The organism is Streptococcus sanguinis (assembly GCF_003943655.1).
Lineage (GTDB): Bacteria > Bacillota > Bacilli > Lactobacillales > Streptococcaceae > Streptococcus > Streptococcus sanguinis_F.
The window spans coordinates 107,856-128,803 of record NZ_RJMM01000002.1; the positions used below are offsets into that span (position 1 = coordinate 107,856).

The window sequence follows — 20,948 nt, forward strand, 5'->3', positions numbered from 1 at the left end:
AACAAACGAGGTCAGGACATCCGTCTCAAACCTCTCCATTTTTCCTGAAAAAACTGTGATTCTTACATCACTTCCTGTATTTGCTCCTCAATCTCCTGAGCCGCTGCCTGATCCCGGCAAACTACTAAAAGAGTATTGGCACCCGCAACGGTTCCCAGAATACGGCTATCAAACGAGTTATCCACGACATTGGCCAGCACTGTTGCCTCTCCCAGGCCCGTACGAAGAACCAGACTAAACTCTGCCCTGGCCACACTCTCCACATGCTTGGCTAAAAACTCTATAAAATCAATCTCTTCAGTCTCATGCGCCAAAACATAATAAGTCAGCCCCTTCTTCTTAACCTTGGTCAGGCCGATTTCACGAAGGTCACGCGACAGGGTAGTCTGCGTTACATAAATCCCTTGCGCTTCCAGACGATCCTGAATCTCCTTTTGCGTTCCTAGCTTTTCCTCCTTAATCATCGTTTTGACTAACTGATGACGGTCATTCTTTCTCATTTTTACCTCATTATTGAATATTTAGAAGCTGCATTCATGAAGAATACTCCATCCGATGAAAGACTGCTTCTCCATCAATCTAGGCAAAGATTTGCAGGAATACTGAGAATAAACAAAAAACTTTAACCAAGAGTAACAGAGAAGGAAGCATTTAGATGAAAAGGCCATCTATAAATACAGGTTCTTATCCCTCTTATTATATCAGAAAAATTCCTATTAGCCCAAAAATTATTCCCAAAAAAATTGAAGATTCCTTGAAAAATGTGATAAAATAATAACAAAAGACACAAAGGAGCAAATATGGATAACAAACAGTTGATTGCCGGCGAATTGGCCAAGGTTATTGACAGCCTTGATCAAGACGCTATTTTAAATTTATTGGAGCAGCCAAAGAGCTCTGAACTTGGCGATATCGCCTTCCCAGCCTTTTCTCTGGCAAAGACTGAGCGCAAAGCTCCTCAAATCATCGCTGCTGATATCGCTGAAAAGATTGACACAGCGCATTTTGATAAAGTCGTTGCGACTGGTCCTTATGTCAACTTTTTCCTCAGTAAGGCTGAAATTTCTGGCCAAGTCATCAAAGAAGTCATCAAAGACGGAGCTGATTATGGTCAGCAAAACGAAGGAAATAATCAGAATATCACCATTGACCTGTCCAGTCCAAACATTGCCAAGCCTTTCTCAGTCGGCCACTTGCGCTCTACTGTTATCGGTGACGCTCTTTCCAACATCTTCCGCAAGATTGGCTACAACACCATCAAAATCAACCACTTGGGAGACTGGGGCAAACAGTTTGGTCTCTTGATGGTAGCTTATAAGAAGTGGGGAAGCCAGGAAGCTGTTGAAGCTAACCCTATCGACGAGCTCCTCAAACTTTACGTGCGTATCAATGCCGAGATTGAAAACGACCCATCTCTGGATGAAGAAGGCCGCCTTTGGTTCAAGAAGCTGGAAGATGGCGACCCAGAAGCAACTGAGCTCTGGCAATGGTTCCGCGATGAAAGTCTGACAGAATTCAACCGTATCTACGAACTCCTAGGTGTCGAATTTGACAGCCTAAACGGTGAAGCCTTCTACAATGACAAGATGGACGAAGGGATTCAAATCCTTGAAGACAAGGGTCTCCTGCAGGAATCCAAAGGAGCTAGCATTGTAGACTTGGAAGACTTTAACCTTCCGCCTGCTATGATTAAAAAATCAGACGGCGCTACCCTCTACATTACACGGGATATCGCAACAGCCATCTACCGGGCTCGCACTTACAACTTTGTCAAAAATGTCTATGTTGTAGGTCAAGAGCAGGTCAACCACTTCAGACAGCTCAAGGCCGTTCTGAAAAAGATGGGCTTTGACTGGAGCGATGACATGATTCACGTTGACTTTGGTCTGGTGACTAAAAACCGTCAAAAGCTGTCTACACGTAAAGGAAATATCATCCTTCTCGAACCAACTCTGTTAGAAGCTATCAGCCGGGCTAAGAGCCAGATTGAAGCTAAAAACCCAGATTTGGAAGACAAGGAAGCTGTTGCTCGTGCAGTTGGGGTAGGAGCAGTTAAGTTCTACGACCTCAAAACTGACCGCCGCAATGGTTACGACTTTGATCTGGAAGCTATGGTTTCCTTCGAGGGAGAAACAGGCCCTTACATCCAGTATGCCTATGCTCGTATCCAGTCTATCCTGCGCAAGGCGAACTTCCAGCCTGATGCAGAGGCTACATACAGCCTGAACGATCCAGAAAGCTGGGAAATTATCAAGCTGCTTCAAGACTTCGGTCGCGTTGTCAAGCGTGCTGCTGATAACTATGAGCCATCACTGATTGCCAAATACGCTATTAGCTTGGCTCAAGCCTTTAACAAATATTATGCGCACACGCGGATTCTGGATGAAAGCCCTGAACGCGACAGCCGTCTGGCTCTCAGCTACTCAACAGCTGTTGTCCTCAAAGAAGCTCTACGTCTGCTAGGAGTAGAAGCGCCAGAAAAGATGTAAGCTTAATTTAGAACATCAAAAAACGAAAACCTCACTGGTTTTCGTTTTTTTCAATATGATAGAGCTCCTCAATAATCCCCGCAACCTTCTTAATGTCTCCCAACATGCCGCGCATTTCAAAATCAGCCAAAACCGGAAATCCGAACCGCTCTGAGTATTGCTTGGCTGTCAGACAGTATTGGTTGTTAAAGTTACGATTGCCGCTGCCAATGACCCCCAGACACTTGCTGGCATTCTGACCATAGGCGATAAAATCCCCTACATCGGTTGTCAGAATTTCTACATCGCCATTGTCCACACCATTGCCACCCTCCAGATAAGTCGGCAGAAAAGCGATAAAAGGATTGTCCATTTCAAAAAAGGGAATTCCTTCCTTTACCAGGTCTTTGATATGAATCTTCTCTACTTCTAGGCTTGGATGCTGCTCCAGCAAATAGTCTGTCAGCCGACGGACGAAACTCTCTGTATTGCCGCTCAGGCTGATGTAAACCAAGGAAACCTTTGTCATTTTACTCTCCATTCTAAAAAATAACAGATATTGCTTCTTAAAATTGTAAGCACTTATCTGTTATTTGTCAAATCTTATTCGTTTGCAGCTAGTTCTGCTTTTTCAGCTTCTTTCTGCTGCTGGATTAGCTTAAAGACGACGATGGAAAGGAAGATAAGGCTGATGACCACTGACAGGAGGATGGAGAAATTCAGTCCCGTCATCTGTGCCGAAAGAAGAGTTGAGTCTGAAAAAGAAGAAGCTATAATTCCCTTTGATACCACATAAGCATAGGCTGTCGAAATCAAGCCCACAAGAACATCGGCAATGTAGACAAGATTGGCCTTAAATATATCTTTCCTAAAAAGGAAGAAAAGAGCCACTATTAAGAGAACGATGTGCCCGTAAAAAAAGAAATTATTGGCTAGCGAATTCGCCACTTCTGCACTCTTGCTAAAATAAGTTGCATACTGGGATTTTGCTGGTTCTTCTATCTGCTTAAGAATGCTTTTCACTCCAGCATCAGAAGAAGTGAACTTGCCAAAAAGTCCCCACAAGGTTCCCACGGTTGACAATCCCAGCAAAACATAAAGGTAAATTGGTTTCTTTTTCATGAACGCCTCCTGTAAAGAAATATTTTCACTTATTATACACCGAAAAGAAAAAGCTGACAAGACCAAGAGGCTTTCGCCTTTTCAGAAGCCCACACAATAGCTAATTCCCTATCCACATATTTTATTCAAAAATCAAAGCCGAAACACTGCTGTCTCGGCTTTTTTGATTCAAAGAATATTAGCTGTTCAAGTGCCATACTTCTTCTTCGTATTGAGCGATAGTACGGTCAGATGAGAAGAAGCCAGCTTTGGCGATATTGACGATGACTTTGTCCATCCAAGCATCGCGATCTTCATAGTCCGCCAGCATGCGCTCTTTGACTTGGATATAGTCTTCTAGATCCAGCAGGGTCATGAACCAGTCCTTGCTGATCAGTTCATTGTAAAGACGTTCCAAGCGTTCAGCTTTACCGACTGCCAATACTTCATCGCTGACGATAAAGTCAACCAACGGCTTGATAGCTTCACGTGCATAGTACTCACTAGACTTGTAAGCAGATTTTGCATAGAGGTCAATAACAGTTTCAGAATCTTCACCGAAGATGTAGATGTTGTCTTCGCCGACCAGCTCTGCAATCTCAACATTCGCTCCGTCCATAGTACCAAGAGTCAAAGCACCGTTAAGCATGAACTTCATGTTACCAGTACCAGATGCTTCCTTAGAAGCCAAGGAAATCTGCTCAGAAATATCACCAGCTGCAATCAAGAAGCTAGACGCTGTAACATTGTAGTTTTCTACCATAACTACTTGCAGGTGTGGAGCCACTTGAGGGTCATTAGCAATCACTTCTGACAAGCAAAGGATGAGGTGGATGATGTCCTGTGCAATTGTGTAAGCAGGAGCAGCCTTACCACCGAAGAAGACAGTGATTGGACGAGCAGGGATGTTACCAGCCTTGATGTCCAGATACTTGTGGATAACGTAGAGAGCGTTCATTTGTTGGCGCTTGTACTCATGCAGACGCTTGATTTGGATATCAAAGATAGATTCTGGATTGATTTCCACGCCTTGTGCTTCCTTCAAGTGACGAGCCAATTTACGCTTGTTATGAGCCTTGATACCTTCCAATTTTTCTTTGACATTTGCAGCGCCAGTGAATTCCAACAAGCCTTCGAGCTTAGTTGCATCATGGTGCCAGTCTCGGCCCAGCAACTCATCCAAATAATGAGACAGGCGTGGGTTGGCATGCATGAGCCAGCGGCGGAAAGTAATACCGTTGGTCTTGTTATTGAATTTTTCAGGGTAGATATCGTAGAAGGCTTTAAGCTCAGAATTTTTCAGGATTTCTGTATGCAGAGCAGCAACACCATTGACACTGTATCCGTAGTGGATATCCATGTGCGCCATGTGTACACGATCGTGCTCATCAATGATTTGCACTGCTGGATCTGCGTATTTAGCTTTCACGCGCTTATCAAGCTCTTTGATGATAGGCACCAGGTGCGGCACTACTTCTTTCAAGAATTCCAGAGGCCATTTTTCAAGAGCTTCTGCCAGAATCGTGTGGTTAGTATAAGCAGTCATCTTCTGTACGATAGCAATTGCTTCGTCCAGATCCAAACCACGCTCAGTCAAGAGACGAATCATTTCTGGGATAACCAGAGATGGGTGGGTATCATTGATTTGGATGACAGCGTAGTCTGCCAAGTCGTGCAGGTTGCTGCCTTTTTCAATCGCTTCGTCAATAATCAGCTGAGCACCATTTGAAACCATGAAGTACTGCTGGAAGATACGGAGCAATTCCCCTTGCTTGTCACTATCATCTGGATAGAGGAAGAGGGTCAAGTTGCGAGCGATATCTGTCTTATCAAAGTCAATACCATCTGTGATGATATCTGCATCCACTGAGTCCAAATCAAAGAGACGAAGACGGTTCTTAGTTTCTGTCTTGTAACCTGGCACATCAATATCATAAAGAGTAGATGTCAGAGTGAAGTGAGCAAATGGCACTTGGTAGCTGCGGCTAGAGCGAACCAACCAGTTTTGCTCAGTCAGCCAAAAGTTAGGAATCGTTGTCTGTTCGTTGTTTTTCAAAACCTGTTGGAAAAGACCAAAGTGGTAGTTCAGTCCTACACCATCACCATTGAGACCAAGTGTCGCAATAGAGTCCAAGAAGCAGGCAGCCAAACGGCCCAAGCCTCCGTTACCCAGAGACGGTTCCAACTCAACTTCTTCTACCTCGATCAAGTCTTTACCAGCATCTGCCAACTCTTGCTTCACATCATCGTAAAGTCCAAGGTTGATCAAGTTGTTAGACAAAAGTTTACCAATCAGGAACTCTGCTGAGATATAGTAGAGTTTTTTCTTACCAGTATTGACTGGCTTTTGAGCACTGGCTAATTTAGTGTAGTTTAAAAGAGCCAGATAGAGTTCTTCGTTGCTGCAATCAGCAAGATTTTTTGAATAAGTATTTTTGATATAAGTTTGTAAGTTTGACATGATTAATCCCTTCAAGCCTAGTTAGCTATTCTTTATTTGTTAATTAAATCGGTATTCATACGACGGTAAGTCTTGGTCAAGCTGTAAAGCTCACCTTCGACGATTGGATTCAGCTCTTCAGCTGTCATCCGCCAAGTCCAGTTGCCACCAATTGTGGATGGATAGTTCATCCGTGCTGCACCGTCTAATTCCAGTAGGTCTTGCATGGTCGCAATGGCCATAAAGCTGACTGAAGCAAAGATTGTGCGCAGCATTGCATGAGGTACTGTTTCGTACTCCTTACGGTTGGTGTACTGTGCCATATACTGGCGAGTAGCGTCGTCAATCTCATCCTTGTACCAGCCCAAAACAGTATTATTATCATGGGTTCCTGTATACATGACTGAGTTGTTTGGCGCCAGATGCGGGCTGTCAATGCTTTCATCATCAGGATTGAAGGCAAATTGCAAGATCTTCATTCCTGGGAAACCAGTACGCTCACGCAGCTCGATCACTTCGTCCGTCATAAAGCCTAGGTCTTCTGCGATGATATTCAAATCACCCAAGGCTTCCTTGACTGCAGCAAAGAGCTTGTAGTCTGGACCTTTGACCCATTTACCAGTAGCAGATGTTTCTGAGTCAGCAGGCACTTCCCAGTAAGACTCAAAGCCGCGGAAGTGGTCGATACGGACAATATCGTAAATCTTGAAGCTTTCACGCAGACGCTCAATCCACCAAGCATAGCCATCTTTGTCCATAGCTTCCCAGTCATAGATAGGATTGCCCCAAAGCTGGCCAGTTTCTGAAAATTCATCTGGCGGACAGCCTGCCACACAAGTTGGCTTGCCAACAGCATCAGTCTTAAAGAAGTGCGGCTGTGCCCACACATCAGCACTATCAGCTGCCACATAGATTGGCATATCACCGACAATCTCGATGTGATGTTCATTAGCATAGGCTTTTAATCTTAACCACTGCTTAAAGAAGAGATACTGGGTTACACGATGATAAGTCAGCTTGTCAGCCAGCTTCTCACGATAAGAAGCGAGACTAGCAGCCTCACGGCGGCGGATCGCTTCATCCGGCCACTCAGTCCAAGCTAGATTATCAAAATGCTCTTTGATAGCCATGTACTCAGCGAAAACTTCCAACCAAGCTGCATTTTCCTCCACAAAGCTCTCATAGTCAGACAGATCTTCTGCTTTCAAGAAGCGAGCTACTGCTTTTTCCATGATTGGACGGCGAGCATCGAAAATCTTTGCATAATCCACTTTTCTAGGATCATCTCCAAAATCAGCTCCCTTGACATCTGCCTCGTTCAGCAAACCTTCTTCTATCAGAATATCAAAATCGATAAAGTAGGTATTCCCCGCAAAAGCAGAGAAAGACTGATAAGGAGAATCACCATAACTGGTCGTTCCCAGTGGCAAAATCTGCCAATAGCGCTGCTTGGTGCGAACCAAGAAGTCTACAAAATCATAAGCACTTTGGCCAAAAGATCCGATACCGTACTTGCCCGGAAGGGATGAAATGTGCATGAGCACGCCGCTTTGACGTTTTTTCATTTTGTCACCTCGTTATTTTTCCTCTACGCCTTTTCATTTTTACTTAATGCAAACGTTTGCGTCGACTTGATTATAACCTATTTTTTTTTTTAGTGCAAGGGGTTTTTGAGATTTTTTTCAATTTATTGGTTAATGGATATAATGCTCTTTTAGGACTCTCCTACTGCCCCAATTGTTTACCGTTTTTCTCTTCTTGCAAGCGTTCTCTTTTTGTGTTAAAATGTTCTTACAAACAGAAAACGTTTGCGTTTGCGGAGAAACTGCTTCATACTTGCTTTTTTGACCACAATAGTTAAGCAAAATCACTGGCTACGATGGCTATTTTTGGCACAGGTTTGCATGACTCTTAGAAAGCAAGTGCTTCTACTAGTAGATTTAAAATTGTTCATGTTATCGTAAGGATTTCCAGCAAATGCAGGCCTTTAGGAGGTTTTTATGCGAGTTACTATCAAAGAAGTCGCAAAACTAGCAGGCGTATCACCCTCTACCGTGACCCGCGTCGTGCAAAATAAATCAACCATCAGTGAAGAAACTAAAAAACGGGTCCGCGCTGCTATGAAGGAGCTGGACTATCATCCCAACCTCAATGCCAGAAGTCTGGTCAGCCAGTCCAGCCAGGTCATCGGCTTGGTCCTGCCGGACGACTCAGATGTCTTCTATCAAAACCCTTTTTTCCCAACTGTGTTGCGGGGGATTTCTCAGATTGCTTCTGACTATGACTATGCCATCCAGATCAGCACCGGGCAAGATGAACAGCACCGCTTGGAAAATATGAAGCAGATGATTTTAGGAAAGCGAGTAGACGGACTGATCTTCCTTTATTCTAAGCAGGACGATCCTTTGGTCGACTTTGCAGTCAGAAACAACTTCCCCTTCCTTATCCTTGGGAAAGCTGTCTCACCTTTCATCTCTCTGGTGGACAATGACAATATTAAGGCCGGCTATGACGCGACCAGATACTTCCTTGACAAGGGCTATCGGAAAATCGCCTTTCTGGCCGGGAATAAGGAGCTGGTCGTTTCCCAGGATCGTTACACAGGCTACAAGCAAGCCCTGAATGAAGCAGGCCTGGCTTTTGATGAACGCATTATCAAATTCGCCTTCGGTTTCCTTCTGGAAGACAACAGTTACAAGATTATGGAGGAGTTACCGCTGGATGAGATTGAAGCTATTGTAACCTCTGATACCTTGGTAGCAGAAGGAGCCCTGCACTATCTCAAAGATCAGGACTACCAGATTCCCATTATCACCTTTGACTCTATCAAACCGCGCATCGATGTGGATGCCTATATTGATATCAATGCCCTCGAGCTTGGGAAAGAGTCCTTCCGGACTCTCTTCCAAATCATCAAGGACAATAAAGAAGACAAGCAAATCTGCTATCGCCAGTTGATCCCGCATAGCATCAGCACTCGCTAATCCGAGTGCTTTTGCTCATTCATCAACGATTCACATATCGGCCTTGTCCCAACCAGGGCAGAGCCCTAAACTCAAAACAATTACCCAAAGAGAAACTAACAAAGAAAGAGGAAAAACATGGCCTTTCGTATTTTTCAAGCCTATTTAGATGACGAAAACATCATCACCATCGAACTGGAAAAGAGCTTTGATGCCTACTCCATCCACTTTACACTGGAAGACAAGCACAGCTCCAGCCCTTTAACTATCAAAAACATCAACAATCAGGAAGAGCGGATTATCTACACTGTATCGGCTAATGAGCCCATTGACCTGACGCAGTCCTACAAGGTCTATGACCAAGACCGCAACCATACCGACCTGCAGTACCGCCATATCGTGAAAAAGCCTATTTTCGATGAGATTTTTGACTATGCAGGCGACGATTTGGGAGCTCAATACAGTCCCCAAGCCACTGATTTCAAACTCTGGGCACCTATTTCTGAAAAAGTCCTCCTGTATCTGAAAGATCAGGTTCACCATCTCAAACGTCTGGATAGGGGAGTCTGGCATGCAAGGATTGAGGGAGATTTAGAGGGAGCCTCCTATTCTTATCTCCATAAGATCAATGGCAAGTGGGTGGAAGTCCACGATCCCTACGCCCTATCCTCAGATGTCAATTCGGGCAACAGCTATGTCATCGATCTAGACAAGATTAAAAAGACAATCAAACGAGCGAAAACACAGCTGGATCCGACAGAAGCCGTCATTTATGAAATGAGCGTCCGAGATTTCTCTATGCAGAAGGAAGCTGACTTTTCCTATCCTGGGAAGTTTGCCTCGCTGAGCGAATCTCCAGTCGTCCACGGCCAGAAGTTCGGTCTGGACTATCTGAAAGAGCTAGGTATCAGCCACGTGCAACTCATGCCTGTCTACGACTTTGGCAGCGTTGATGAAAAGCATCCAGAGCTCGTCTACAACTGGGGCTACGACCCTGTCCAGTACAATGTCCCAGATGGCAGTTTTGCCAGCAATCCGAGAGACCCTTATGCCCGCATCTTAGAGCTACAGGCGGCCATTACTGCCTACCACAACGCGGATATCAGCGTCATCATGGATGTGGTCTATAATCACGTCTATGACGCCAACAGCTATGCTTTTGAAAAAATCGTGCCCGGCTATTTTTTCCGGCTCAATGACATGGGCTACCGGACCAACGGAACCTTCTGCGGCAATGATGTGGCCAGTGAGAAGGCCATGGTCCGCCGCTATATCAAGCAGTCGGTCAAGCAATGGGTCATCCTCTATGGCTTTGACGGTTTCCGCTTTGATCTGATGGGGATTTTAGATATCCAAACCATGCAGCAGATAGCTGACGAACTCAAGGCGCTCTATCCTAACATCTATCTCTATGGTGAAGGCTGGCAGATGGATACTGGACTGGCAAGTGAGCGATTGGCTCATCAGTACAATGCTGCTCAGCTTCCGGATTATGGATTTTTCAGTGACCATTTCCGTGACAGTCTCAAACAGACCATCGCCCAAGGCCGGCAAATCGAGAGCAAGACTCCTGCCAGTCAGCTTGAAAATGTCCTGACAGCCAATGTCGGTCTAAAAGGTGAGGCTCATTTCACTGCGCCCCAGCAAGCTATTAATTATGTCGAGTGCCATGACAATGCAACAGTTTTTGATTACTTTGATATCGTCAATCCTGCTATCACCCTGCGGGATCGGCTGGCCAATTCGCGGCTGGCTCTCCATCTCGTCCTCCTGGCTCAAGGTGTACCCTTTATCCACAGCGGTCAGGAATTTTTCCGGACTAAAAATCTGATTGACAACACCTATAATATGCCCGACGAGATCAATAAGCTAGACTGGCTGCGCTCTCTGCATTACACAGAAGACATTGCTTTTGTCAAGAAGCTGATTGACTTCCGCAAGGCGCATCCGCTGCTGCATCTAAAGACCAGCACTGCCATCAAGCAAGCCTGTCAGGTCAACTGGCTGACAGACAGTTTATTGGAGTACAAAATTCAAGACAGCAAGGAGAGCATGACCATTGTCATCAACTTTGGCATCCAAGAGGCTGTCTACGAAAACAAAAACAAGCAAAAGCTACACCTCCAATACCCAGCCATTGATGCCCAAAAACCAATCGCACCACTAGCTGACAGTTACAGCCTAGCTGGTAAGCAGTTGATTGTTTTGAAATAGATTGTAAAACATCAGCCAATGAATAAGCTGATGTTTTTGTTTTTTACAACCCCAAATAATCCTCAACTGCTGCCTGCATTTGGTCTGCAGCGACTGTCGTTTTATGACGCACTGGGGCTGTTTCTAAGCCATCCACGGCTGGTGGAAGGGCTACGCCAGAAAGTTCGTGCAGTTGAGCCAAAGCCTCGAAGTCACTAAGTCCTGACTGACCAGTCACAGCCTCAACAGCCACAACTGGGAATTTATAAGGACTAGCGGTAGACGCGATAACAGTCTTGCGCTGATCGCCTGTCTCTGCCAAGTACTTTTGATAGACAGCGGACGCAACGGCAGTATGAGGGTCTTCGATGTAGTTAGAGGCTTGATAGACCCGCTTGATTTCAGCTGCTGTTTCTGTCTCTGTGGCATAGTCAGCCGCAAAGAGCTCTAAAATCTCAGTGTCAAAGTCCGTCAGTTCATACTGTCCATGCTCATTCAGAGCCGCCATCAAAGCAGCTGTTTTCTCAGCGCTGTTACCAGACAGATGGAAAATGAGACGCTCTAAGTTAGAAGAAACCAGAATATCCATGGACGGACTAGACGTCACCTTGAAGCTCCGCTTCTTGTCATAAACCTGAGTCTTGAAGAAGTCGGTCAGGACATTGTTCTCATTTGATGCGCAGATCAGCTTGCCAACTGGAAGACCGATTTGCTTGGCATAGTAGGCAGCTAGAATATTACCAAAGTTCCCAGTCGGAACTGTAAAGTTGACCTTGTCTCCTGCTGTGATTTCTCCCGTCTTCACTAGCTGAGCATAGGCATAGACATAGTAGACAATCTGCGGCACCAAACGGCCGATATTCATGGAATTAGCTGATGAAAACTGCAGTTTATGCTCCAAGAGACGAGCTCTTAGGTCTGTGTCATTGAACATGTGTTTAACATTGGTCTGGGCATCGTCAAAGTTGCCGTCAATAGCAACCACATGCGTATTGGCACCCGTCTGGGTCGTCATTTGCAATTCTTGGACCTTGCTGACACCGTCTTTGGGATAAAAGACGATAATCTCAGTCCCAGGAACGTCCGCAAAGCCTGCCATAGCTGCCTTACCTGTGTCGCCAGAAGTCGCCGTCAAAATGACAATTTTGTTTTCCAAGCCGTGCTTTTTGGCTGCGGTTGTCATCAAGTGAGGCAGGATAGACAAAGCCATATCCTTGAAGGCAATGGTCGCTCCGTGGAAAAGTTCTAGATTATACTGACCATCCAGCTTGACCAAGGGAGCAATCTCCGCATCATCAAACTTGCTGTCATAGGCATGGTTGATACAGTGGTCCAGCTCTGCTTCAGAAAAATCATCCAAAAAAGCAGACAGAATCAGCTTAGCTACTTCCTGATAAGAAGCGTCTTTGAGCTTGGCAAAGTCCAAATCGACCTGCGGATAGGTAATGGGCGTAAAGAGACCGCCGTCTGTCGCCAAACCTTGTAAAATCGCCTGGCTGGCTGTTACTCTATTCTTTTCGTCGCGTGTTGATTGATAAACTAAGGTCATTCTCTCTCATCCTTTATCTGTATTTCGCTTTATTATACCAAAATTTATCAGAAAATTCTCGCTTTTTCATAGAGAATATAAGAAAAAGCCCATTTCTGGGCTTGTTTTCATCTTATTCATTCATAGATACGTGAACGTGGTCGTAGTGGTTTTCAGTTACGCTGCCGCGGTCAGGCATTTGGTTCCAAGTATTAGCTGGTCCATAAACGCTTTCAAATGGCGCGTAGAACTGTTGCTGCCAGATAACGTAAGAGATTCCTCTTTCAGTCATGTTAGAAGTAACATCAGCTGCGACCTGGTTTCCTAATTCAGTATTGTCACCAACGATAAAGTCAGCCGCCAAGCCTTTACCATGGTCACCACTATCACCTGGGCGGTAAAGACTAAATTCTGTAATTCCATATTTAGCTGCTATCTCTTCTTTCAGAGCAGCAGTCTGTGGCTGAAGACCGGCATTAGCAGAGTTGTTGGTTGCAACGCTGGCTGCATCTGTTACAGCTGGAGCATTGTAAGTTGTTGGCTCAACAGCGGCAGTTGCTTGACTAACTTGGTCTTGGCCTAATTCAGTCACTTCTGGTGCTGCCTCTGCTGGTGCTTCTGGACTTGCAGCTACTGCTGGCTGCGGTGCCGCCTCTACAGGAGCGGCTGCATTTGCTTCCGCAGCTGGGGCTGCTTCACTTGCAACTTCTGCTACTGGTGCAGGCGCTTCTTCAGCAGGCGCTGGTGCTTGGTCTGCTGGAGCCGCAACAGCTTCCTCAACAGCTGGAGCTGGAGTTTCTGCTGCTTGAGCCGGTGCCGCTGGGGCTGCTTGCTCAGTACCAAAAATCTCGTCAGCTGTATAACTTTCTGTTACATATCCTGCGTTATTTCCTGCTTGGTAGCTTTGGATTTCTACAGAGGCAATTTCATTTTGTCCATTTGTTGTAACGGTCAAAACAGTACCTGGGAAAATCAAGTCTGCATTGGCAATTTGATTGATTTTAGCCAATTCAACAAGGTCAATATTCATCGCTTGAGCGATATTTCCTAAAGTATCTCCATATTGAACAGTGTATGTTTGTTGGTTTTCATTGCTTGTAATATCCGCTTTAATTTGCTCAACTGTTCTGGCAGTCCAGTTTTGTGGCTGCTCCTCAGCTTTTGTTGTAAACAAAGGCAATGCTGACAAAGCAACAGTTGAAGCCAAAAGTAATTTCTTATTCATTTTCATTTGCATAATGCACCTTCCTAATCATTCATGATACGAAATCCATCTTACCATAAATCTTCTAAGAAAAAAGCCTTTTTCGACCTATTTAACAGAACTGTCTGCCCCCTGTAATATGGAGATTTGTTTGTAACATATAAATATTTGCAATAAGCAAAAGAACCCCATTTAGAGAGGTTCTGTTTCTTTTGGACTTGTTTGAACTCTTAGTATTCTGCTAAGCTAAACCCGACCCAAACTTTGGTCAAAAAAGATAAGATCTCCTAGAAGTTGTCGCTTCTTCGTCTATTTTTGCTTTGAATATATCTATTCACTCTGGGTTAGCTCAGCTAAATCGAGCTACGGCTAAAAACTCGGAAAAAAGAGAACTGGCTCGGATTCATCGAATCCATCGTCCAGCTCCTATTTTTCAGTCGTTTTTTTAACGCCTACGCATCTTACTTCACCTTCATCATTCGGACGAGGCTGGCCCGTTCGGCTTCTTCGAGTTTCATTTCAATGTAGTAAATCGTTTCTTTGAGGTCAGGGATGGTAGCATACTCTAGTCCGTTGACCCGACGGCGGGTTTTCTCGATTTCATCCGCCATGAGCTGGCAGCTTTTTTCAATCTCAGCTAGTCGCAGCAGGTCAGGAAGCAGATCGCTCATGCTTTCAATGGTTTCATCCATCTGGCTGTTAGACGCCACATAGCTATAAACCACGTCTCCCTCGTCATCACCGTAGGGATTGTCAATATGGGCGTGCATCTTGGGCACGCGCACACTCATGATATTCTCTGTTTCCACATGTAGATTAACTTCTCGCATGGGTACAGCAAAAATCTCCTCGACCATGAGGTCACTCTCCAGTGCCTTGGCCATGACAAAATCCTGCAGGTGACCGACCAGAGCGGATTCGACCTTTTGGCGGAGCTGATTATTTTCACGGACAGACTCAATGAAGCGCCGCATCAGCTCATCCCGCTTGTCCTTGAGCAGTTTATGCCCACGAACAGCCGTTTTGAGACGGGCTTTTAAGTTATTCAGCTCCATCCGAGTCGGCTTGACATTGAGTCGTGTCATCTTTCTTCCTCCTTGGTCTGCGGCAGGTATTGGTCAATCATATCGTCCTTGATCCGCTTGAGCTCTGTTCTTGGCAAGATGGACAGGAGTTCCCAGCCCAGATCCAAGCTTTCCTCGATGGTTCGGTTGGTCTGGAAGCCTTGATTGATGTATTCCTGCTCGAAGCGGTCAGTAAAGCGCACATAGAGCTTGTCCGTTTCGGACAGGGCGGATTCCCCCAGAACGACAGCCAACTCCTTGGCCTGCTTGCCTTGCGCATAGGCGGCAAATAGCTGGTTCATGGTTGCGGCATGGTCACCTCTGGTCTTGCCCTCACCTGAGCCCTTGTCCTTGAGACGAGACAGAGAAGGCAGGACATTGATGGGCGGACGATAGCCACTGTTGTATAGGTCACGTGAAAGGATAATCTGCCCCTCCGTAATATAACCCGTCAAGTCTGGAATCGGATGGGTAATGTCATCCTCTGGCATGGACAGAATCGGAATCTGCGTCACCGAGCCTTTCTTACCGACCAGACGACCAGCCCGCTCATAGAGGGTGGACAGGTTGGTATAGAGGTAACCCGGATACCCACGGCGGCCCGGCACCTCCCGACGAGCTGCGGAAACTTCCCGCAGGGCTTCACAGTAGTTGGTCATGTCGGTCATGATGACCAGAACGTGCATGTCCTTTTCATAAGCCAGGTACTCAGCTGCTGTCAGGGCAATCCGCGGCGTCGCAATCCGCTCGATAGCTGGATCATTAGCCAGATTGATAAAGAGCACCGATCGGTCAATGGCTCCTGTCTCCCGGAGGTCATTCATGAAGAACTCGGCTTCTTCAAAGGTAATCCCCATGGCCGCAAAGACCACGGCGAAGTTTTCATCAGAGTTGAGCACGGTCGCCTGACGGGCGATTTGAGCGGCTAATTCCTTATGGGGCAGACCAGAGCCAGAGAATACTGGCAGTTTTTGTCCCCGAACCAAGGTATTGAGGTGGTCGATGGCTGAAATACCAGTCTGGATAAACTCATCCGGATAATCGCGAGCTACTGGATTGATAGCTTGACCGTCAATATCCAGATATTTTTCTGGCAGGATAGCTGGGCCGCCATCAATCGGCTTGCCCATGCCATTGAAAATCCGGCCCACCATGTCTTCTGACACTGGCAGCTCTAGCGGACGACCGGTAAAGCGGACCTTGGCTTTTTCCAGATTAATACCACTAGATCCCTCAAATAGCTGGACCATAGCCTTGTCTTCTTGGACTTCTAGAACCTGGCCCTGACGCTTGCTGCCGTCATGCAGCTGGATTTCTACCAATTCATTGAAATGCACGCCAGCGACTTGGTCGACAATCATCAGGGGGCCGACAACTTCACTGACGGTGCGGTATTCTTTAATGACGCTCATTGTCTAGTCCTCCTTGGGCAAGAATCTGGTGCAGGGTTTCCTCAATAGTCTGACTGAGAGCCTGAATGTTTTCCAACTGGTCTTCATGGATAAACTTGCTGCGAGCAATTCGGTCACGCAGCTCCACCGTTCCTTCCATGATTTCTCGGAAATAAGCCCCCAGCTCCAAGGCACGATTGGCCTCCGCATCAAAGGTCAGGATATTGCTCAATAAAGCCACCTGCTTTTTGAAAGAAGTATAGGTGTCCACATCATCAAAGGCATTCTGCTGCAGATAGTCCTCGCGGATCATCTTGGCCGCATTCATGGTCAGCCTGTCCTTCTCAGACAAGGAATCCAAGCCCACCAAACGCACGATTTCCTGCAGTTCGCTTTCCTTTTGCAAGATATTCATGGCCTTGGTGACTTTCTCAGCCCAAGCAATCTTCTCATGCTGGTCGATATAGGCTCCCACTTCGTCTAGGTAGAGCGAGTAGGAGCTCAGCCAGTTGATAGCTGGGAAATGCCGGCGTTGAGCCAGCTGGGCATCCAAGCCCCAGAAGACCTTGACAATCCGCAGGGTATTTTGCGTCACCGGTTCAGAAATATCTCCACCCGGAGGTGATACGGCCCCGATAGCGGTAATAGAGCCTTCACGCGCAGTCGAACCGAGCGTCTTGACCCGGCCAGCCCTCTCATAATACTCAGCAATCCGACTGCCCAGATAGGCTGGATAGCCTTCGTCACCCGGCATTTCTTCCAGGCGGCCGGACATTTCCCGCAGGGCTTCCGCCCATCGAGAAGTGGAGTCCGCCATGATGGCCACGGAATAACCCATGTCACGGAAGTATTCTGCTATTGTAATCCCAGTGTAAATCGATGCCTCCCGGGCCGCCACCGGCATATTGGAGGTGTTGGCAATCAGCACCGTCCGCTGCATGATGGACTGGCCAGTCGCTGGGTCGATTAATTCTGGAAATTCATTGAGTACGTCGGTCATCTCATTGCCACGCTCACCGCAGCCGACATAGATAACGATATCAACATTGGCAAACTTGGCTACCTGGTGCTGAACGACAGTCTTACCAGCCCCGAATGGTCCAGGTACGGCGGCTGCTCCACCCTTAGTTACTGGGAAGAAGGTATCGATGACCCGCTGACCTGTCACCAAAGGCTCAACCGGAATCAGCTTCTGAGCAAAAGGGCGCCCACGACGGACTGGCCATTTTTGCATGAGAGTCCCTTTAAAAATAGACCCATCCGCCTGCTCAATCTCGTAAACAGTCTCTTCGACAGTAAAACTGCCAGCAGAGATGTTGACCAAGTGTCCACTGACGCCGACTGGCACCATGATGCGGTGCTCCACCAGATTGGTCTCCTGCACCGTTCCCAGAATATCGCCAGCCTCAACCGCATCACCGACAGACAGACTTGGAACAAAATCCCACTTAGTCTCTCGGTCTAGATTTGGCAATTGGACACCGCGGACGAGGAAGTCGCTCTCCGTGATGGTCTGGAAACGCTCTAAAGGCCGCTGAATTCCGTCAAACATCTGGGAAATCAGACCGGGTCCCAGTTCAACGGACAGAGGACTTCCAGTCGTGATGACCGGCTCTCCTGGCCCCAAGCCAGAAGTTTCTTCATAAACCTGAATAGAGGCTTTGTCCCGCCGCATTTCAATAATTTCACCGATCAGCCCCAAATCGCCAACCCGGCAGATATCCTGAATATTCGCTTCCTGCATCCCTGATGCCAGCACCAGAGGACCAGAAACTTTGATAATCTTTCCTTGACTCACAATCTTCCTCCATTCTTGGGAGATTTTTGTTCCTTCTCAATGAAAATCAAAGAGCAAACTAAGTAACAGTTTGAATTCCATTTCCAAAGAGTGTTTTTTGATCCTTGCCGCGAGTTTGAAATCCTTCTTAGCTAACTCTAGGGCAAGGATTGTTTCTTTTTATTTTAAAAATCAGATAAGGCTTTTATTTGCTGACCCTTTTCGTCGAAATTGTCTGGGCTTAGCCATTTTTCTAGACGACTCTTGACGGCCGGCCAATCCTTGTCAATCATGGACAGCCAGTCAGTATCTCGGTTGCGCCCCTTATATACAAGAGCCTGACGAAACCTGCCTTCATAGGTGAAACCAAGCCGCTCTGCTGCCCGCCTTGACGGCTGATTGAGGGCATCGCATTTCCATTCATAGCGGCGATACTCCAACTCTTCAAAGACATAGCGTGCCAGTAAATACTGGGCTTCTGTAGCCAGCCTAGTGCGCTTCAGCTTGGGCGAATAGGTCACAGCTCCCACTTCGATAACGCGGTTGCCCCGGTCAATCCTCATCAAGGCAAAAGTTCCCAGAGCCTTTCCGCTCTCCTTGTCCACAATCGCATAGTGAAAACGATCCTTTGCTGCCAGCATCTGATCTAGCAGCAGAGACCATTCTTCCTGATTTTGGGCAGGATTTTGAAAGAGATAGGTCCACATATCCGCAGGAGAATCCGGTCCATACACTTCATATAAATCTGCTCCATGCTTATCCTTGGACAAACGCTCAATAATAACATACTGGCCTTCGATTCGCTCCAGGTTGGGCAAGCCCCCCGGCTGAAAATCCGGCAGAGCATCCCCAATGGGTTGGCCTAGTTCATTGATTCGCATAAAAACCTCACAATATATCCTGTCCGACAGCCTTCTCGACATTTTCATGGATCCGCGAAAGAGCCAGTCCCGTGCTCCCCTTATGGGTAGGAATGAGCACAAGAGCAGGAATCTCCAGCTGGTCATAGTAAGCCAGGGTTTCTGGAATATCAGCAGCCATATCCTCCGTCAGATAGATAATGCCGAAATCTTCACGGGCAAGCCGACGCAGGGTATTGACCGTCTCCTGAGCTTCCTTAACCGGAAAGGTCTGAAAACCAATCAGCTTAAATGGGAGAATGGTATCGCGATTTCCCACGACAGCAATCTTGTAGCTAGTCTTGTCCATAAATCGGTCGCATCCTTTCTCTGATAAGCTCTACTGGCAACTGATTGTCCATTCCGGTCAAAATCAGCCGCAGATTCTTGACTTCCAGCTCCTTACCCAACAGATAGCGGGCCAGAGGGAGCGGTCCATCTGTCTCAAACTGACCAGCCGCAAGCAACTTAGCCTGCAAGAGGTCCGCTAGATATTCTAGCTCTACTGTCGTCAAGGTCTGGTTCCGCATTTTCTCCTCATAGGAGCGCAGTTCCAGATCGTAACCACAGGGATTGATCTGGCTAAACCAAGTCAAGAAATCTCCCTGCTCTGCCATGGCAATCCAGTTGGTAGCAGAAAGACTTCCCTCATCAGACAAGAGCTGCCTCATAAAGCTGCGCGGTTTTACCAAGCCAACAGCCCGCTTGACGGTGATGGCATTGTAAAAATCAATAGTCAGATTCACCAGCTGCAGCAAGCTCTCATCTTCCAACTCCTGTGTCAGACGCTTAAGATGCTGGAAATAAGCCATGTCCATGCCAATCTCCAGCACGCGCACATCCTGATAATCCTGGTATTCCTGCCAGGTCGCAAGCACCTCGTCCAGCATGAAATCTGGACAATACTCAGCCGAAAAGGCCATAACTAGGTGCTCTAAAACCTCCAGCGAATAGGTCCCCACCGGCATCAGCAAATGCTTTAAGGACTGACCTGTCGCCCGACTCTTGAGAAAAACCTTGAGATTGTGGTAGGTATAGCGGAGCGTGAAAATCTCCACTAACTCCTTACTTGGACTGATCTCAAGCGCCCAATTATAAACGGAATACAAATGCTTCATCAGTACTTGCTCAATGGCATTGAGATCCTTAATCGCTTCAGCATCCATGGCATAGACCGTTCCCTGCAGAAGAGCCGAACGGCTGGCAGGATCGTCAGCCTGCAGCAACTGTTCATATTGCTGGGGCGTCAAAAAGGAAGCCTCCTGCACACTAATGGCTGTATTGACTTGAGAGAAGCTTGTTTCACTCATGGTCCGCCTCCTATTCTGCCTGGTCTTTGAAAATATCCTGAGCCAGACGGTAGCTTTCCTCCTGCCAGACAGAATCCAGCAAGTCACGATAGAGATAACTATCATCCACTCGTCCTTGGCTTAGTACAAAGCCTGCCTGACCGGCTATGGACTGGTCTGAAAAATGCACTCGCGGAAAGGCCTTTTTCAACCCTTCTAACTGACTGGAGCTGAATTTCTCATCTGATAGAGCACCGAAAACCAGTGTCATCTCTTCCTCTTGGTATTTAGCCAGGACATTCTTCAGAAAATGCTCTTCCTCAATCTGTGACCAAGCTGCCATCTGAGCATAAGCCTCTTCAAAAAGCTCTCTGAGAACCCGCTGCTTGATGACCAGAGTAGACTGGCGCTTTTGATTTTCTAACTGCTGAATATCGCGCTGACTGCGACGGCTGATTTCTTTGAGCTGCTGCTCCCGCTGTCCAAGCTTTTGCCGAACCAGCTGGGCCTCACGTTCCTTGGCTTCCTGCTCTATTTTCTCAGTAGCCTCGGCTAAGAGCAAACGCCCCTTCTCGTGAGCCTGCTCCAAGACAGAAGCTTTGAGATCTGATATGTCAGACATAAAAGCCTC

At 46.8% G+C, this 20,948-nt stretch carries 17 protein-coding genes; 3 read left to right on the forward strand and 14 right to left on the reverse strand.

Annotated elements, in window-relative coordinates; translation table 11 throughout:
- Nucleotides 1-62: 62 nt before the first annotated feature.
- Nucleotides 63-500 (reverse strand): arginine repressor, encoded by a 438-nt coding sequence (gene argR, locus D8886_RS01890; protein ID WP_002894105.1) that lies wholly within the window; start codon nt 498-500, stop codon nt 63-65.
- A 300-nt stretch (nt 501-800) separates the two neighbouring features.
- Here argR and argS point away from each other — a divergent pair, with 300 nt between their 5' ends.
- Nucleotides 801-2,489, forward strand: coding sequence for an arginine--tRNA ligase (argS, locus tag D8886_RS01895; protein ID WP_125434053.1), 1,689 nt, complete (start codon nt 801-803; stop codon nt 2,487-2,489).
- A gap of 31 nt (nt 2,490-2,520) precedes the next feature.
- Here the strand turns inward: argS and nrdI are convergent, their stop codons facing one another.
- The 4 genes from nrdI to malQ all read right to left on the reverse strand — a co-directional run bounded on the left by nrdI (nt 2,521) and on the right by malQ (nt 7,574).
- Nucleotides 2,521-3,009 (reverse strand): class Ib ribonucleoside-diphosphate reductase assembly flavoprotein NrdI, encoded by a 489-nt coding sequence (gene nrdI / locus D8886_RS01900; RefSeq protein WP_002908478.1) that lies wholly within the window; start codon nt 3,007-3,009, stop codon nt 2,521-2,523.
- Nucleotides 3,010-3,071: 62 nt separating this feature from the next.
- Nucleotides 3,072-3,590 (reverse strand): ABC transporter permease, encoded by a 519-nt coding sequence (locus tag D8886_RS01905; protein ID WP_125401725.1) that lies wholly within the window; start codon nt 3,588-3,590, stop codon nt 3,072-3,074.
- 178 nt (nt 3,591-3,768) lie between these two features.
- Nucleotides 3,769-6,030, reverse strand: coding sequence for a glycogen/starch/alpha-glucan family phosphorylase (gene glgP, locus D8886_RS01910; RefSeq protein WP_125434054.1), 2,262 nt, complete (start codon nt 6,028-6,030; stop codon nt 3,769-3,771).
- Between the two features lie 32 nt (nt 6,031-6,062).
- On the reverse strand, nt 6,063-7,574 hold the full coding sequence (gene malQ / locus D8886_RS01915) for a 4-alpha-glucanotransferase (protein ID WP_125434055.1): 1,512 nt from the start codon (nt 7,572-7,574) through the stop codon (nt 6,063-6,065).
- 435 nt (nt 7,575-8,009) lie between these two features.
- Here malQ and D8886_RS01920 point away from each other — a divergent pair, with 435 nt between their 5' ends.
- Together D8886_RS01920 and pulA are read left to right on the forward strand one after the other, a co-directional pair.
- Nucleotides 8,010-8,993 (forward strand): LacI family DNA-binding transcriptional regulator, encoded by a 984-nt coding sequence (locus tag D8886_RS01920; protein WP_125434056.1) that lies wholly within the window; start codon nt 8,010-8,012, stop codon nt 8,991-8,993.
- Nucleotides 8,994-9,110: 117 nt separating this feature from the next.
- Complete coding sequence (gene pulA, locus D8886_RS01925) at nt 9,111-11,186, forward strand: type I pullulanase (protein WP_125434057.1); 2,076 nt, start codon at nt 9,111-9,113, stop codon at nt 11,184-11,186.
- 43 nt (nt 11,187-11,229) lie between these two features.
- Here the strand turns inward: pulA and thrC are convergent, their stop codons facing one another.
- The 9 genes from thrC to D8886_RS01970 all read right to left on the reverse strand — a co-directional run bounded on the left by thrC (nt 11,230) and on the right by D8886_RS01970 (nt 20,939).
- Complete coding sequence (gene thrC, locus D8886_RS01930; protein ID WP_125434058.1) at nt 11,230-12,714, reverse strand: threonine synthase; 1,485 nt, start codon at nt 12,712-12,714, stop codon at nt 11,230-11,232.
- 112 nt (nt 12,715-12,826) lie between these two features.
- Nucleotides 12,827-13,924, reverse strand: a complete 1,098-nt coding sequence (locus tag D8886_RS01935) for a LysM peptidoglycan-binding domain-containing protein (protein WP_125434095.1) — start codon at nt 13,922-13,924, stop codon at nt 12,827-12,829.
- 434 nt (nt 13,925-14,358) lie between these two features.
- Nucleotides 14,359-14,982, reverse strand: coding sequence for a V-type ATP synthase subunit D (locus D8886_RS01940; protein WP_004192619.1), 624 nt, complete (start codon nt 14,980-14,982; stop codon nt 14,359-14,361).
- Nucleotides 14,979-16,373 carry a V-type ATP synthase subunit B gene (locus tag D8886_RS01945; protein ID WP_002902006.1) on the reverse strand — a complete coding sequence of 465 codons (1,395 nt, stop codon included), beginning with the start codon at nt 16,371-16,373 and terminating at the stop codon, nt 14,979-14,981. The genes D8886_RS01940 and D8886_RS01945 overlap by 4 nt, the downstream gene beginning before the upstream one ends.
- Nucleotides 16,360-18,150, reverse strand: a complete 1,791-nt coding sequence (locus D8886_RS01950; RefSeq protein ID WP_125434059.1) for a V-type ATP synthase subunit A — start codon at nt 18,148-18,150, stop codon at nt 16,360-16,362. The genes D8886_RS01945 and D8886_RS01950 overlap by 14 nt, the downstream gene beginning before the upstream one ends.
- A 164-nt stretch (nt 18,151-18,314) precedes the next feature.
- Entirely contained in the window at nt 18,315-19,010 is a 696-nt protein-coding gene (locus tag D8886_RS01955; RefSeq protein ID WP_125434060.1) for a GNAT family N-acetyltransferase, read from the reverse strand.
- 7 nt (nt 19,011-19,017) lie between these two features.
- Nucleotides 19,018-19,338: a V-type ATP synthase subunit F gene (locus D8886_RS01960; RefSeq protein WP_002894448.1), complete on the reverse strand. Its 321-nt coding sequence runs from the start codon at nt 19,336-19,338 to the stop codon at nt 19,018-19,020.
- Complete coding sequence (locus D8886_RS01965) at nt 19,325-20,338, reverse strand: V-type ATPase subunit (protein ID WP_009660201.1); 1,014 nt, start codon at nt 20,336-20,338, stop codon at nt 19,325-19,327. Before D8886_RS01965 ends, D8886_RS01960 begins: the two co-directional genes overlap by 14 nt.
- A gap of 10 nt (nt 20,339-20,348) precedes the next feature.
- Nucleotides 20,349-20,939: a hypothetical protein gene (locus D8886_RS01970; RefSeq protein ID WP_009660145.1), complete on the reverse strand. Its 591-nt coding sequence runs from the start codon at nt 20,937-20,939 to the stop codon at nt 20,349-20,351.
- Between the last annotated feature and the right edge of the window lie 9 nt (nt 20,940-20,948).